General features: G+C 62.9%; 16 protein-coding genes and 1 tRNA gene. 7 read left to right on the forward strand and 10 right to left on the reverse strand.

Going from position 1 to position 14,956, the window contains the following annotated elements; translation table 11 throughout:
• Window positions 1–17 precede the first annotated feature (17 nt).
• The 6 genes from glpX to LB541_RS15735 all read right to left on the reverse strand — a co-directional run bounded on the left by glpX (window position 18) and on the right by LB541_RS15735 (window position 4,945).
• Window positions 18–1,001 (reverse strand): class II fructose-bisphosphatase, encoded by a 984-nt coding sequence (gene glpX / locus LB541_RS15710; RefSeq protein ID WP_140495884.1) that lies wholly within the window; start codon window positions 999–1,001, stop codon window positions 18–20.
• 179 nt (window positions 1,002–1,180) lie between these two features.
• Window positions 1,181–1,348, reverse strand: a complete 168-nt coding sequence (locus tag LB541_RS15715) for a Thivi_2564 family membrane protein (protein ID WP_140495823.1) — start codon at window positions 1,346–1,348, stop codon at window positions 1,181–1,183.
• 65 nt (window positions 1,349–1,413) lie between these two features.
• On the reverse strand, window positions 1,414–1,770 hold the full coding sequence (locus LB541_RS15720; protein ID WP_140517065.1) for a hypothetical protein: 357 nt from the start codon (window positions 1,768–1,770) through the stop codon (window positions 1,414–1,416).
• A 128-nt stretch (window positions 1,771–1,898) separates the two neighbouring features.
• Complete coding sequence (locus LB541_RS15725; RefSeq protein WP_140561487.1) at window positions 1,899–3,212, reverse strand: homoserine dehydrogenase; 1,314 nt, start codon at window positions 3,210–3,212, stop codon at window positions 1,899–1,901.
• A gap of 48 nt (window positions 3,213–3,260) precedes the next feature.
• Window positions 3,261–4,478 (reverse strand): LL-diaminopimelate aminotransferase, encoded by a 1,218-nt coding sequence (locus LB541_RS15730; protein WP_140495820.1) that lies wholly within the window; start codon window positions 4,476–4,478, stop codon window positions 3,261–3,263.
• 74 nt (window positions 4,479–4,552) lie between these two features.
• Entirely contained in the window at window positions 4,553–4,945 is a 393-nt protein-coding gene (locus LB541_RS15735; protein WP_140495819.1) for a hypothetical protein, read from the reverse strand.
• A 98-nt stretch (window positions 4,946–5,043) separates the two neighbouring features.
• Between LB541_RS15735 and phaC the strand changes: the two genes are divergently transcribed.
• The 4 genes from phaC (at window position 5,044) to LB541_RS15755 (ending at window position 9,996) form a co-directional block, all read left to right on the forward strand.
• Window positions 5,044–6,879: a class I poly(R)-hydroxyalkanoic acid synthase gene (gene phaC / locus LB541_RS15740; RefSeq protein ID WP_140517069.1), complete on the forward strand. Its 1,836-nt coding sequence runs from the start codon at window positions 5,044–5,046 to the stop codon at window positions 6,877–6,879.
• Between the two features lie 216 nt (window positions 6,880–7,095).
• Entirely contained in the window at window positions 7,096–8,343 is a 1,248-nt protein-coding gene (locus LB541_RS15745) for a YcbK family protein (RefSeq protein WP_224618893.1), read from the forward strand.
• Between the two features lie 268 nt (window positions 8,344–8,611).
• Window positions 8,612–8,686 (forward strand) — tRNA-Glu (locus tag LB541_RS15750).
• 167 nt (window positions 8,687–8,853) lie between these two features.
• Complete coding sequence (locus LB541_RS15755) at window positions 8,854–9,996, forward strand: hypothetical protein (protein ID WP_224618895.1); 1,143 nt, start codon at window positions 8,854–8,856, stop codon at window positions 9,994–9,996.
• Between the two features lie 40 nt (window positions 9,997–10,036).
• Here LB541_RS15755 and LB541_RS15760 read toward each other — a convergent pair whose 3' ends face one another.
• From LB541_RS15760 to LB541_RS15775, 4 genes are all read right to left on the reverse strand, one after another.
• Window positions 10,037–10,396, reverse strand: coding sequence for a DUF6074 family protein (locus LB541_RS15760; protein WP_224618903.1), 360 nt, complete (start codon window positions 10,394–10,396; stop codon window positions 10,037–10,039).
• Between the two features lie 43 nt (window positions 10,397–10,439).
• Window positions 10,440–10,736: a DUF982 domain-containing protein gene (locus tag LB541_RS15765; RefSeq protein ID WP_224618905.1), complete on the reverse strand. Its 297-nt coding sequence runs from the start codon at window positions 10,734–10,736 to the stop codon at window positions 10,440–10,442.
• A gap of 178 nt (window positions 10,737–10,914) precedes the next feature.
• A complete protein-coding gene (locus tag LB541_RS15770; protein ID WP_224618906.1) occupies window positions 10,915–11,151 on the reverse strand; it encodes a hypothetical protein in 237 nt (78 codons plus the stop codon).
• Window positions 11,152–11,259: 108 nt separating this feature from the next.
• Window positions 11,260–11,658 (reverse strand): hypothetical protein, encoded by a 399-nt coding sequence (locus LB541_RS15775; protein WP_140564083.1) that lies wholly within the window; start codon window positions 11,656–11,658, stop codon window positions 11,260–11,262.
• Window positions 11,659–11,867: 209 nt separating this feature from the next.
• Between LB541_RS15775 and map the strand changes: the two genes are divergently transcribed.
• The 3 genes from map (at window position 11,868) to LB541_RS15790 (ending at window position 14,950) form a co-directional block, all read left to right on the forward strand.
• A complete protein-coding gene (map, locus tag LB541_RS15780; RefSeq protein WP_140517079.1) occupies window positions 11,868–12,695 on the forward strand; it encodes a type I methionyl aminopeptidase in 828 nt (275 codons plus the stop codon).
• Between the two features lie 49 nt (window positions 12,696–12,744).
• Window positions 12,745–13,533, forward strand: a complete 789-nt coding sequence (gene radC / locus LB541_RS15785) for a RadC family protein (RefSeq protein WP_140521012.1) — start codon at window positions 12,745–12,747, stop codon at window positions 13,531–13,533.
• A 235-nt stretch (window positions 13,534–13,768) separates the two neighbouring features.
• A complete protein-coding gene (locus LB541_RS15790) occupies window positions 13,769–14,950 on the forward strand; it encodes a carbohydrate kinase family protein (protein WP_140521013.1) in 1,182 nt (393 codons plus the stop codon).
• Window positions 14,951–14,956 lie beyond the last annotated feature (6 nt).

Below are 14,956 nucleotides of genomic sequence, written 5' to 3' on the forward strand. Positions count from 1 at the left end.
GGCCAGTCAGGAATGCATCAGAACTTTTCCAGGTCCTGATGCCGGGCCTTGATCTCGCGCACGGTGCGCGACGACGAGCGCAGCACGATCGTGTGCGTTGTGATGTAGTTGCGGCCGAACTTGACCCCTGCCAGCATGTTGCCGTCGGTGACGCCGGTGGCCGCGAACAACACATCGCCGCGCGCCATGTCCTCGGCCCGGTAGACCCGCTTCGGGTCGGCAATACCCATCTTGCCGGCGCGGGCGACCTTTTCGGGCGTGTCGAGGATCAAGCGGCCCTGCATCTGGCCACCCGTGCAGCGCAGCGCCGCGGCGGCCAGCACCCCCTCCGGCGCGCCGCCAATGCCGAGATAGATGTCGATGCCGGTTTCCTCGGGATCGGTGGTGTGGATGACACCGGCGACGTCGCCATCGCCGATCAGCCGGATTGCCGCCCCGGTGGCGCGCACGGCGTCGATCAGCTTGCCATGGCGCGGACGGTCGAGGATGCAAGCGGTAACGTCGGACACCGCGACGCCCTTGGCCTTTGCCAGGCTGGCTATGTTTTCGGCCGGCGAGGCATCGATGTCGATGACGCCCTCGGCATAGCCCGGGCCGATGGCGATCTTGTCCATGTAGACGTCGGGCGCGAACAGCAGGCTGCCCTTCTCGGCGATGGCGATCACGGCCAGCGCGTTGGGCAGGTTCTTCGCGCAGATCGTGGTGCCTTCCAGCGGGTCGAGCGCAATGTCGACCGCCGGGCCTTTGCCGGTGCCGACCTCCTCTCCGATATAGAGCATCGGCGCCTCGTCCCGCTCGCCTTCGCCGATCACCACCGTGCCCTTGATGGCGAGGCGATTGAGCTCCTGGCGCATGGCGTCCACCGCGACCTGGTCGGCGGCCTTTTCGTCACCGCGTCCGCGCAGCCTGGCGGCCGCGACGGCGGCGCGCTCGGTTACGCGCACCAGTTCCATGGTGAGTATCCGGTCAAGTCCGGCGATAATGTTGTGGGCCACGTTCATCAGGTCGATCCTCGTTCGCATGCCGCCTCCCGCCGGAGGCGCGCCTCTTGTGTCAAACGAGCATGACAACGGCAAGACCTCTCGAAGGTTTTCTCGAAAAGCCTGCAATATCAATCGATTAAACTATGGATAGCACGATTCCGGCGAACCTGGGCCGCTTTCAAAGGAGGTATCGAGATCTAAAACACGGCCAGATATTTCAATAGCGAAACGATGCCGATGATGATGACGATGATCTGCGCGATCTGCCGCATCCTGGCATCCAGCGGCAATCGCTGAATGAGATAAAGCACCAGAATGATCACGAGGAACGTGATCAGAATACCGATCAGGACGGAAGAAGCCATGGTGCTCCCCTGGAAATTGCTCGATGGACAGGTAAGCCGGCAAACCCGGTTCGGTCGTTACCGGATCAATACCAGCGGCGCTGGGTGTCATTCATCGATTGGCCAACGGCGAGGCCGGCCAGAAAACCCAGCAGCCCGATGACGCCGACCACAGCCGTCGTCGTGCCCGGATTTTCACGCGCGACCTCCGAGACCGCCTGCGCCTGGCTGCGCAACTGCTGAGCCGTTCGCGACGCACGGCTCGCCGCGCTGTCGTAGACATCGGATGCCTGAGCCGAGGCCTCGTCAACCAGTTCCGCACCTCGCTCCGAAAGGCTCTTGTTGATCCTGGTGATCTCCTTGCGCAGGTCGGCGATCTGCTTTTCGAGCGTCTTTTGGATGTCGTCGATCTGGGGGGTGTCGGATTTCGATGTTTCGGCCATTGGCATTCCCTCGGTTTGCACCTCGGGAGAACGGCGCTGGCCGGGATTGGTTCCGGCGAGCCAGGCAGCGGCATCGGCCGCAACAGTATCGTCGCAGCAATCCAGTGGTACACAACGGAAGGAAATATCTATCCTGCCCGTTCGATCCGGATGACCTGCGGCTTGTCGGTCAGGTGGCCATCCTTGGTGATACCGTCCACGGCCTTGCGCACCGCGGCTTCGGTGGTCTCGTGGGTGACGAGGATCACCGTCTTTTGCGCCGCCGCTTCGCCGCTGATCGCGTGCTGGACGATCGATTCCAGCGAGATATCGTTGTCGGCCATGCGCTTGGCGATGGCCGCGAACACGCCAATGCGGTCATGCACGGTCAGCCGGATGAAATAGCCGCCGGCATGGCTGCGCATCTGCGCCTTCTTGTAAGGCTTCAATTCCCTCGCCGGCCTGCCGAAGACCGGGCCGTGCTGGAAGCCGGGACGGCTCTTTGCTATATCGGCGATGTCGCCGATGACGGCCGAGGCGGTGGCATTGCCGCCGGCGCCGGGCCCGGAGAGCAGCAGTTCGCCGAGGATGTCGGTCTCGATCGCCACCGCATTGATGACGCCGTGGACCTGCGCGATCACCGAGGCCGTCGGCACCATGGTCGGATGCACGCGCTGCTCGATGCCGCTCTCGGTGCGCTGGGCAACGCCAAGCAGCTTGATCCGGTAGCCGAGATCGCCCGCCGCACGGATATCGGCCTGGGTGATGTTCGAGATGCCTTCCATGTAGATGTCGTTGGCGGCGATCTTGGTGCCGAAGGCCAGGCTGGTCAGGATCGACAGCTTGTGCGCGGTGTCATGGCCTTCGATGTCGAAGGTCGGGTCGGCCTCGGCATAGCCCAGCCGCTGCGCGTCCTTGAGGCAGGCGTCGAACGAGATGCCTTCGGCCTCCATCCGGGTCAGGATATAGTTGCAGGTACCGTTGAGAATACCGAAGACACGGGTGACCGAGTTGCCGGCCATCGCCTCGCGCATCGTCTTGATAACGGGAATGCCGCCCGCCACCGCGGCCTCGTAGTTGAGCAGCACGCCCTTCTTCTCGGCGATCTCGGCGAGCGCGACGCCATGTTTGGCCAGCAGCGCCTTGTTCGCGGTAACGACATGGCGGCCGGCTTCGAGCGCCGCCCTGACCGCCGCGAACGCCGGCCCCTCGTCGCCGCCGATCAGCTCGACGAAAACGTCGATCTCGGCGGCCTGCGCCATCTTGACCGGATCGTCGAACCATTTCGCGGCATTGAGATCGACGCCGCGGTCGCGCTTGGGATCACGCGCCGAAACCGCCGACACGACGATGTCGCGCCCACACTGCCGTGTCAGCTCCGCCGCCTTGTCGCGCAGCACGCGCGCCACCGAGGCGCCGACCGTGCCGAGGCCGGCAATTCCAACACGCAGAGCTTCAGCCATGGCCGGCGATGTCCCCCGAAAGATCAAACGAAATTGTGTGCGGAAAGCTTACCGATGGGCGGAAAGCGGCACGACATTGTTGGGTTGCTTGGCACTGGTCGCCAGGAAGCGCTTGATGTTGCGCGCCGCCTGCCGGATCCGGTGCTCGTTCTCGACCAGCGCGACACGCACGAAATCATCGCCGTGTTCGCCGAAGCCGACGCCTGGCGCCACCGCAACGTCGGCATGTTCGATGAGCAGCTTGGAGAATTCGAGCGAGCCGAGATGGCGGAACGGCTCGGGAATCGGCGCCCAGGCGAACATGGACGCAGCCGGAGCCGGAATGGTCCAGCCCGCGCGGCCGAAGGCATCCACCATCACGTCGCGCCGCTTGTGGTAGATGTCGCGCACTTCGGCGATGTCGGCGCCATCGCCGTTGAGGGCGTGTGCGGCCGCCACCTGGATCGGGGTGAACGCACCGTAATCGAGATAGGATTTCACCCGGGTCAGCGCCGAGATAAGCCGCTCGTTGCCGACCGCAAAGCCCATGCGCCAGCCGGGCATGGAGAAGGTCTTCGACATGGAGGTGAACTCGACGCAAACGTCGATCGCGCCCGGCACCTGCAGCACCGAAGGCGGCGGATTGCCGTCGAAATAGATCTCCGAATAGGCAAGGTCCGACAGGATGATGATGTCGTTCTTCTTCGCGAACGCCACCACGTCCTTGTAAAAATCGAGCGAGGCGACCAGCGCCGTCGGGTTCGACGGGTAGTTGAGGATCAGCGCCAGCGGCTTCGGAATCGAATGGCGGATGCCGCGCTCGACCGCCGGGATGAAACCGTCATCGGGTTCCACCTGCAGCGACCGGATGACGCCGCCCGACATGATGAAGCCGAAAGCATGGATCGGGTAGGTTGGATTCGGGCACAGGATCACGTCGCCAGGGGCGGTGATCGCCTGCGCCATGTTGGCGAAGCCCTCTTTCGAACCCAGCGTTGCCACCACTTGCGTATCGGGATCAAGCTTCACGCCGAAGCGGCGCTGATAGTAAGCGGCCTGGGCGCGGCGCAGGCCCGGAATGCCGCGCGAGGAGGAATAGCGATGGGTGCGCGGATCGCGCACCACTTCGCACAACTTGTCGACGATTGCCTTGGGCGTCGGCAGGTCCGGATTGCCCATGCCGAGGTCGATGATGTCGGCGCCGCGCGAGCGGGCGCTGGCCTTGAGCCGGTTGACCTGCTCGAAGACATAGGGCGGAAGCCGGCGGACCTTGTGAAACTCTTCCATGGCAGTTCCAGACATCACTTGGCGTTTGGCAAGGCGCGCCGTGTCGGCAAGTGCCTTGGGCGCGCGCTATATACTTATTTGCAGGTAGGGTCGAGGGTGGGGTCGCATTTGCCTTCGATCTGCTTCAGCGTCTGCGCGCCATGCTTGCTGGCCAGGTCCGTCAGCGCCGCCTGATTGGTGACGTTGGGGGCGCCGCCATTGGCTGCCTGCGCGCTTTCGTCCCCCTTCAATTCCGCGAGCCTGGCATTCCTCTCGGCATCGGTGAACTGTTTGGCCGCTACTTTCGGCGGGATGTTCAGGTTCGGAAAGGTGCCGGTATCCTTCGGTCCCGCTGATGTGGCGATGGGCACCGGGCCGCTGGTATTGGTGCTCGAGCAGGCCCCAAGGCACAGCAGGGCAATTGCCGCACCGATGCGGCAAAAACGACCGGCGCCGAAAAAAACAGTCTCGCCAATGTTAATCGTCATATTGTTTCCTTGGCAGCCGGGGTAGAGCGAGGTTGGACCCAGTCAGATGTCCCATGGTAATATGTCAAGAAAACGCTTCGGGAGGAACCCCGCGCACCATGTCCAAAACACCCGATTCGGGCAAAGCGGAAGATGGCGGACCTTCGACGGTCGAGCAATATCTGGTGAAGGACCCGGAACGCTTCGCCCTGAACATGGCGCGCATGATCGAGCAGGCCGGCAAGGCGGCTTCCGCCTGGGCCGAGCCGCGCGAGAAGGGCGAAGTGCGCGACCATGTCGCCGAACCGGTCGTCGACATGGTGAAGACCTTCTCCAAGCTCAGCGAATACTGGCTTGCCGACCCACAACGCGCGCTCGAAGCGCAGACGCGGCTGTTCGCCGGCTATATGACGGTTTGGGCGAACGCTATCCAGCGCGTCAGCGCCGATGCCGAGCGAACCGAGGACGCGGTCAAGCCGGAGCGCGGCGACAAGCGTTTCCAGGATCCGGAATGGGGCCGCAACGCCTTCTTCGATTTCTTGAAACAGGCCTATCTCGTCACCTCGCGCTGGGCGGCTGATCTTGTCGAGCACGCCGAAGGCCTGGATGACCACACCCGCCACAAGGCGAGCTTCTACGTCAAGCAGGTGTCCAACGCCATCTCGCCGTCGAATTTCATCCTGACCAATCCGGAACTGTTTCGCGAAACCATCGCCTCGAACGGCGAAAATCTTGTGCGCGGCATGAAGATGCTGGCCGAGGACATCGCGGCCGGCAAGGGCGACCTGAAGCTGCGTCAGGCCGACTACTCGCCCTTCGAGATCGGCCGCAACATCGCCACCACCCCCGGCAAGGTGGTCGGCCGCAGCGACGTCGCCGAGATCATTCAATACGATCCCGCCACCGAGACGGTGCTGAAACGGCCGCTGCTGATCTGCCCGCCCTGGATCAACAAGTTCTACATACTCGACCTCAACCCGCAGAAATCCTTCATCCGCTGGGCGATCGAACAGGGCCACACCGTGTTCGTCATCTCCTGGATCAACCCTGATGAACGCCACGGCATGAAGAACTGGGAGGCTTATACAAGAGAGGGGCTGCAATACGGCCTCGACACTATCGAGAAGGCCACAGGCGAGAAAGAGGTCAACGCTATCGGCTACTGCGTCGGCGGCACGTTGCTGGCGGCGGCACTTGCCCTGCTGGCGCAGGAGGGTGACGATCGCATCAAATCGGCGACCTTCTTCACCACCCAGGTCGATTTCACCTATGCCGGCGACCTCAAGGTGTTCGTCGACGAGGAACAGGTCGCGGCGGTGGAAAAGGCGATGAACGAAAAGGGCTATCTCGACGGCACCAAGATGGCGACCGCCTTCAACATGCTGCGCTCCGGCGACCTGATCTGGCCCTATGTCGTCAACAACTACATGCGCGGCAAGGATCCCCTGCCCTTCGACCTGCTTTACTGGAATGCCGATTCGACACGCATGGCGGCGGCCAACCACTCCTTCTATTTGCGCAACTGCTATCTCGAGAACAACCTCTCGCGCGGCAGGATGGAACTTGCCGGACGCACCGTTTCGCTCGCCGACATCAAGATCCCCGTCTACAACCTCGCCTCCAGGGAAGACCACATCGCTCCCGCGCTGTCCGTCTTCCTCGGCTCGAAATATTTCGGTGGCGAGGTCGAATACGTGATGGCGGGCTCCGGTCATATCGCCGGCGTCGTCAACCCGCCCGCATCGGGCAAGTACCAGTACTGGACCGGCGGCAAGCCGGAGGGCGACTTCGGCGAGTGGATCGCAAGGGCAACCGACCATCCTGGCTCCTGGTGGCCGCACTGGCAGAGCTGGATAGAGGCTAAGGACAATAATCGCGTGCCTGCCCGCAAAGCAGGCAAGCATATGAAAACTTTTGGTGATGCCCCCGGCACCTATGTCAAGGTGCGTGTGTAACCGACTGTAATGTCTGGTGAGTTGACGGACCCGTAAAAGCGGGCGAAATGGTGTCGTCAACCATCTTGCCGCCTAAATTCGGCAATTGCCGCAAAAATACTTCCAGGCTTGCTGATTTGACACAGGTCTCGTTTCCGGATCGGAGACAAGGGGCACCTCGACGCAGCCGTTCGGACGCCGCGCCAAGGATATACCGATCGGATATCGAGGGGGAATTTGACTTTGAAATCAGCAGGGTGGAGCCTCGCGAAGGGAGAACGCCGCACCATTGCGGCGGCGCTCTGCTCCGTGCTCCTGGCCTCCTGCACCTCGGCCGGCGACCCCACAATGTCGGTTGGCATGCCCGGCTACAATGCCTCCGCGTCGGACATCAACGCAGCCTCGACAAACAAGCCGATCGTGGCCGGCGATTCGTCGTCGCAGACGGCGACCACGCAGACCACAGTGATGGCGGAAGGCGACACAGCGCTGCCCGAGACGGTCGCCTACGTGCCGATTACCAAGCCGCAGGCGGCCTTCCCGCTCACCGCGCCGGCTGAAGCTGAAACGATTGCCGGAAACACGCCGCAATCGCTGGAGCAGCAGCCGCAGACGGCGCAGCAGACCGATGCGGCGGCGCAGAAGATCGCCGCCGCCGACGCGGCCGTGACGGCGCCGAAGCAGGCCGCCACACCGGCGATGAACAATCCGATCTATGTGACCGCTGGCGAGGCGCAGCAAGCGGAGGCGCCGAAGAAAAGGGGTTTCCTGGCCTCGATGTTTGGCGCCACGCCGGCTTCGGCGAAGCCCGCTCCACTGGTCAACACGCGCGCAGGCGAACAGCCGGCTGTGCAGGCCAAGCCCGCCCCGGTGGCGGCAAAGCCGATCATTACACTGGCCTCGGCCGATTCCACGGCGAAACCGGTGCAGCTGGCTTCGCTCGGCGACGACTCAGGTCACATCACCGGCAGCGATGCCCTGCCGGGCGTCCGCCAGACGGCGCTGTTCGAGATCAAGCGCAAATCCGGCCTCGACGACGAAAGCGACGTCGACCTCAACGAGGATGAAGGTTCGGGCGGCCTCTACCAGGTAGCCTCCGCCGCCGGCATGGCGCGCCTCGCGCCTAACGGCCTCTTGAAGCAGAACGAGAGCGTCGACGTGGCGTGCCTCAAGCCCTCGCTGGTGCGCGTGCTCAAGACGATCGAAGGCCACTACGGCCGCAAGATGGTCGTCACCTCCGGCTATCGCGACCCCGCCCGCAACCGCCGTGCCAACGGCGCCAAGAATTCGCTGCACATGTATTGCGCCGCCGCCGACATCCAGGTGCCGGGCGTCTCGAAATGGGAGCTGGCGAGCTACGTCAGGACGATGCCCGGCCGCGGCGGCGTCGGCACCTACTGCCACACCGAATCGGTCCATGTCGACGTCGGCCCCGAGCGCGACTGGAACTGGCGCTGCCGCCGGCGCAGCGGTGGCGAAGGCTGACCAGGGCCGGTTCGGCTGGACGCGCCAAAGCGCGTCGCGCTGAAACGGAGCTCACTTTTGAGCGACATGCATTTGCATCGGGCCGCTTCCGCAATCGTCTGAAAAGTGCCCGGAAATCCACGCAGCGGCTGGTGACGGCCGCCAGAAAAATTGCCGCTGGCGCTGCGTGAATCACTCGCTTCGGCAGTCAGGAAAAAAGTTGTCCAAGCCGGCACCTGACGGGTTGCCGGTTGCGCACAACGCCAGTATAAGCCGCTTTCATCTGAGCGCGCCCATCGTCTAGCGGTCAGGACACCGCCCTTTCACGGCGGTAACAGGGGTTCGATTCCCCTTGGGCGTACCAGCTTCACTCGATGTCCCCTCCGCTCCTTTCGGCGTCAAGAGCTATTGCGCCGGACAGGGTAACACCCCCTTCCGAAACGTCATTTTACGTGTTGACCATTCCGCCGCCTCGACCTTGTCGAGGGCAAGGCTCGATGGTTAAATCGGCTTTCCCAGGGGGATGCTAATATGGCAATTCACCTTTCGGCGGATGCTCGAGCTCCTGCGGCGACGCCGCCACAAAGATATCTCTTTGGCCCGCTGGCCGACTTCCTCATGCTTGGCGGCAGCGCATTCCTGATTTTGCCGGCCCTGTTCTTCGTGCCTACCAAATACGACAGCCTTGTTGCGGCGGCGATGTTTTTCCTGGCCTACTTGATAAACTATCCGCATTTCGCCCACTCTTACCAACTCTTCTATCGCAATTTTGGAAGCAAGGTGCGCGGCGAGGGATACGACAGGGGCCTCCAGATCCGCTACATTTTCGCCGGCATTGTCGTTCCCCTGCTCATGGTCGGGTTTTTTGCTTACGGCTCGATAACGGCGAACGCCCGGCTGCTCGGAAACGCAGCCAACGCGATGTTCTTTTTCGTGGGCTGGCACTACGTCAAGCAAGGCTACGGCATGTTGATGGTGGACGCCGTGTTGAAGCGCAGGTTCTTCACCAATCCGGACAAGAAAATCTTGCTGGTCAACAGCTATGCCGTATGGCTGTTCGCATGGCTTCAGACGAACACGGCGGTCAGCCAAGCAAAATATTACGGCTTGGAATATTATACGTTTGCCACGCCTGCGTGGCTCAACACGATTGCGCTGTCGGCCGCGGCCGCTTCCACGGCCGCCACCGTCGTGATGCTGATCAATCGCTGGAGTAAAAATGGCGGCAGCCTGCCGTATAACGGCGTCGTCGCTTATATCGCGTCCCTATATCTTTGGATCCTGGTCGTGAGAATAAACCCGCTGTGGCTGCTCGTGGTGCCGGCTCTCCATTCGCTGCAGTACCTGGCCGTGGTCTGGCGCTATCAAAGCAATGTCGAGCGTGACGGTCCCGATGCACAAAAGGTTCCGGACTCCAGAATCCTGTCCGTTCTTGGTCCGATCTACAGGACGCGAGTCCTGGGGTTCGTCGTCGCCGGCGGGGTCCTCGGCGGTCTCGGTTTCTGGCTGATCCCGGCGGCACTGACTGCCTTGATCCCTTACGACAAGGAAGTCCTGGGTTCGTCGCTGTTCTTCTTCATAGTGCTGATCTTCATCAACGTGCACCACTACTTCCTTGACAACGTCATGTGGCGACGCGGCAACCCCGAAGTTTCAAAATATCTGTTCCGCTAGCGGTGGCATGGACCGGCTGTGGGACGCCTTGCGGAGCACTTCAGGCGGAAAGAATTGGCATCGGCTCAGTGGCCGCGCCGGCCGATATCTCTTTTTGCACGGCGAAGAAGAACCTGCGCACCTCGTCGCTGGCCGCCGCCCTGTCCCTGCCTGATCTGACGACGAGATCGAACAACTCCGTCGCCTTGGCCCTCCAGAACGAGGTGGCGCTGTCGCCATGCAAACTGTCGAGCCTGGCAGCCACCTCCCGAACCAGGAATGCCTGACGGTCGATCGGGAATGCACGGATTTTTTCTGGGGACATCTTCCGAACCACGAGACTGACGCAACGAATCAACCATTGCCGAACAAGCATGGCGTAGCCGCGAAAGTGGAAACGGAAGCTTAATGGCATCGGCATCGATGCGCCGTTCGGCCAGGAGAACGAAAGAGCGCAGCGCACCTCAGGCTTGCAGCCCTCTCGCCTGGCCACCGCGCTTGCGCGGCGCCATCATGTCCCGGGCCATCAGCCCGGTCACCCGGCAGAACACCATGAACGCCCGGCAGGCATCCTCGGTCTTGACCACGTCCACGGTGGCGCCGAAGCAGGCGTTGAAGGCCTTCTGGTAAATCGGGCCTTGCCGGCGCAGCGGCCAGGCCTGGAGAAAATCAAGGGCCTGTTCGACGCTGTAGATCTCCTCGACAGGCAGGCCGGGTCCGGGCGCGATACGCACCGGCACCTCGAATTGCAGTCTGTCCATCCGCCATCTCCCGAACTGTCGTCACCAGCGGCAACGCCATCCGTCGTAAAAAGTTGCTCTGGCCGGTCGCTACCGCAGGAATGTGGCGTCTCCGCGGTCATGGACGTTTTGCCGCAGCCGCCGCAAGCAAGCGCCAAGGCGCCCGGCCTTGTCGAACGCGGGCGCCTTGGCGGTCCGGCTACTGGTTGGCGGGATCGGTCTCCGCATCGAAGGCCATGCGCACCGCCGTAAGCAGCACGAGAGCAGACGGCACAGCGAAAATCCCGCCAAGGACAAGTGCCGCTGTCGCCGAAAGGCCGAGCGTCTCCGTCAGCGCCCAGTAGACGGTTCCGATACAGATGAGCGCCTGGACGGAAAGGAAAATGGCGGCGCAGGCCGCGCGCGAAAGGCTCTTGAGTGTCCTGATACGTTGCATGGAAACAATCCGGAAATGACGCGCTACGCACCGCTGCGCGACCGAAGCCGCCGCGCGGATCGAGGCGCGAACAGGAAGTGGTTAGAGTGAAGGAGCGGTTGAAACCGCTCAGGCCGGAACCGATGGCGGCGCGCGCGGCTGATTGGCAGTCGCCCACGGTGTGCGGGCGTCCCCGTCGGCGGCGACGACCTCTGCCGGCGGAACCGAAACAAACCAGGAAAAGACGGTGTCCCGAGCCGGCAGGGCCGGATGGCCGCCGGCGAACTTAACCAGGGCCGGCCGGCCGGAACGAACTTCCAGCGCCTGCGCCTTGCCGGTGATGCGCAGCAGCGCCGCCGCTTCGCCGGACCGCTCCACGCCAGCGCTGGCGACACCGGAGGCTGCTCCGGCAAAGACGGGCACCTCCGCCCGGCCAAGCGACAGCATCGCCAGCAGCACAAGGCTCATCAGCAATGAGCAGGCCGCCTTCAACGGCGCTTCAGGCAATCTGGCGTGCTCGACGCTCATGAAATCTCCAAAAACCTCCCTCGCCCTACCGCACGGTCGACTGAAAGGGAAGGAACAAGGGCGTCAAGGACACCGGGGCGCGCCGAATATCCCTGCCGCTTGGTCGTGTCCGGGCAGTTCTTCCTTGAACCTTTTGCCCTCAAGTGCCAAATCTGGGGAGATTTTCACGCCGGCTCCCTTGCAGAGCCACACCGGCAAGACGGACACCAATGGTCACTTATCTCGACGCCGCCACGGCACCGCTCAGAAACACCGGCCAGATCCGCCTCTATGGCGAGGAAGGTTTTGCCGGCATGCGCAAGGCATGCGACCTCACGGCGCGCTGCCTCGACGAACTGGTGCCGATGGTTGCGCCCGGCGTCACCACCGACACCATAGATCGTTTCGTTTTCGAGTTCGGCATGGATCATGGCGCGCTGCCGGCGACGCTCAACTACCGCGGCTACACCAAGTCTTCTTGCACCTCGATCAATCATGTTGTCTGCCATGGCATCCCCGACAACAAGCCGCTGAAGGATGGCGACATCGTCAACATCGACGTCACCTACATCCTCGACGGCTGGCACGGCGATTCCTCGCGCATGTACCCCGTCGGCACCATAAAACGCGCGGCGGAACGCCTGCTCGAAGTCACCCACGAATGCCTGATGCGCGGCATTGCCGCGATCAGGCCTGGCGCCCGCACCGGCGCCATTGGCGCGGCCATCCAGAGCTATGCCGAGGGCGAGCGCTGCTCGGTGGTGCGCGACTTCTGCGGCCACGGCGTCGGCCAGTTGTTTCACGACGCGCCCAATATCCTGCATTATGGCAGCGCCAATGAGGGCGTCGAGATGCGGCCCGGCATGATCTTCACCGTCGAGCCGATGATCAACCTCGGCCGGCCGCATGTGAAAGTCCTGTCGGACGGCTGGACCGCGGTGACACGCGACCGCTCGCTGTCGGCGCAATACGAACACACGATCGGCGTGACCGACACCGGCTGCGAGATCTTCACGCTCTCCCCCAAAAAGCTCGACCGCCCCGGCCTGCCAGCCTAATGTTTCGTTCTCCCGGCGCTCGCGGTCGGGGAGCTGGGGGGCAGACGAGATGTCAGGTGACGACGACGAGCGCAGTTTCTTTGCAGAAAAGCCTGCGCAGCTTTCCGCGACCATGCACTCTCCTGGGACAGCCCGGCCTCCTGCGAAGGCCAGGAGGATCGAGGAGAAGCCGCATTATCTCGGCCATCGCGACCGTTTGCGCGAACGCTTCGCCTCGGCAGGTCCCGACGCCCTGCCCGACTATGAGCTTCTGGAACTCCTGCTCTTCCGCCTGATCCCGCGCGCCGACACCAAGCCGGTCGCCAAGGCGCTGCTCTCCCGCTTCGGTACCCTGGCCGAGGTGCTTGGCGCGCCCGTCGGCCTCCTCCAGGAGGTCAAGGGCGTGGGCCCGGTGGTAGCGCTCGACCTGAAGGTCATTGCGGCGACGGCCCAGCGCATGGCGCGCAGCGAGGTCCATGGCCGCGAAATCCTCTCCTCTTGGCAGCAGCTTCTCGACTATTGCCGGTCAGCCATGGCCTTCGAGGCGCGCGAGCAGTTCCGCATCCTGTTCCTTGACAAGAAGAACACGCTGATTGCCGACGAGGTGCAGCAGACCGGCACTGTTGACCATACGCCCGTCTATCCGCGTGAGGTGGTCAAGCGCGCTCTCGAACTGTCGGCGACGGCAATCATCCTGGTGCACAACCACCCGTCGGGCGATCCGACGCCATCGCGTGCCGATATCGAGATGACCAAGGAGATCATCGACGCGGCCAAGCGGCTGGGCATTTCCGTGCATGACCACATCATCATCGGTCGCAAGGGCTATTCCAGTATGAAGGGGTTGCTGCTGATCTAGATCATCGGCTCGGCGAAGCCACCGGCGCCCGAATGAAAGCAGGCAATTCGTCGGCGGTCTTTCGGCTCAAGAATTTGAAAAACGTTCAATTCTGGAACGAATGGCCCGAAATTCAGGCCATCTCGCCACAGGTTTCCAAATTTCCCTGCAATTTCCCGGTCTTTTAGAAGATAATTTCGTTGAGGGGCGGCATTTCCGTTGATACCGTTTGAAACGCTTCAATTGGAGCCAGCCATTGCAACGCAAGCGCCCGACCATAGCGGATGTCGCACGCGCCGCCGGTGTCTCCATCGGAACGGTGTCGAACTTCATCAATGGGACTGCCGGCCTGAAGGAGGCCACGCGCGAACGCATCGAAAAGGCGATCGCCACGCTGATGTACCGGCCGAGTTCGTTTGCGCGCTCGCTGCCGGGCCGCGCGCCCCATAGGCCGAAGAATCTCGATCATCTGCCGAGGCTCCTAGTCGCGGGCCGGGTCAGTGTCGACTTTCTCTGCCGCGTGGACGTCCTGCCGCATCGCGACGACCGCATCACAGCCAGTCATATCGAGAAGGCGCTGGGCGGGCCCGCGGCCAATCTCGCGGTTGCCGCCGCCGGTGTTGGGGCGCCCTACGCTCTCGACGTGGAACTGGCGACGGCGGTCGGTGAAGACCCGGAGAGTGACTGGGCGCTCGGCGCGCTTTCCAAACTGGGCGTCCACGCATTGCCGATCCGCAACACGCCCAACAACCGCCTTTCGCAAGCCATCGTGATCATCGAGCGCAATGGCAGCCGCACGATCATCAGTGAACCGTTCGAACTCGGCGAGATCGATCTGACCGCCAATCTGGACATCCAGCCCGAGCCGCGCCCGGCCTGTCTTCACATCGAAGGCTTCCACTACGAAACGATGACCGCTTCCATCGCGCGCTTTCATCAGGCCGGCTGGAGGGTGAGCCTGCATTCGGCCGGCCTGCCCAAGAGCGCACGCACGCCTGAAACCTTCACGCAGATGGTCCGGCACATCGACCTGACCTTCATCAACGATGTGATGATGCGGGAGATTTTCGACTTTCGCTCCAGGATGGCGACGATGATCGAAGAGGTGCGGCTGATGCTGGCACGCATCAAGCCGCGCGGAACGGTCGTGCTCACTCTCGGCGAGTTTGGCGCGGTCGTCTTTCCGGCGAATGGCGGACCGCAGATCGAGGTGCCGGCACTGCCTGTCGACCGCGTCGATGCGACGGGCGCCGGCGACAGCTTCGCCGGCATATTCCTAAGCCTCTGGCTGCATGGTGCGTCGCTGGACGACGCCGCCCGCCATGCGGCGATCGGCGCGAGCCTGACGACCACGGTCGAAGGCGCACAGGGCTACATCGCGGATTTCGCGACTTTGAAGGCCGCCGCCTTGGCGAACAACGCCATGTTGGCAAGCTGAACCAAC

Source organism: Mesorhizobium sp. BR1-1-15 (genome assembly GCF_020165475.1).
Classification (GTDB): domain Bacteria; phylum Pseudomonadota; class Alphaproteobacteria; order Rhizobiales; family Rhizobiaceae; genus Mesorhizobium.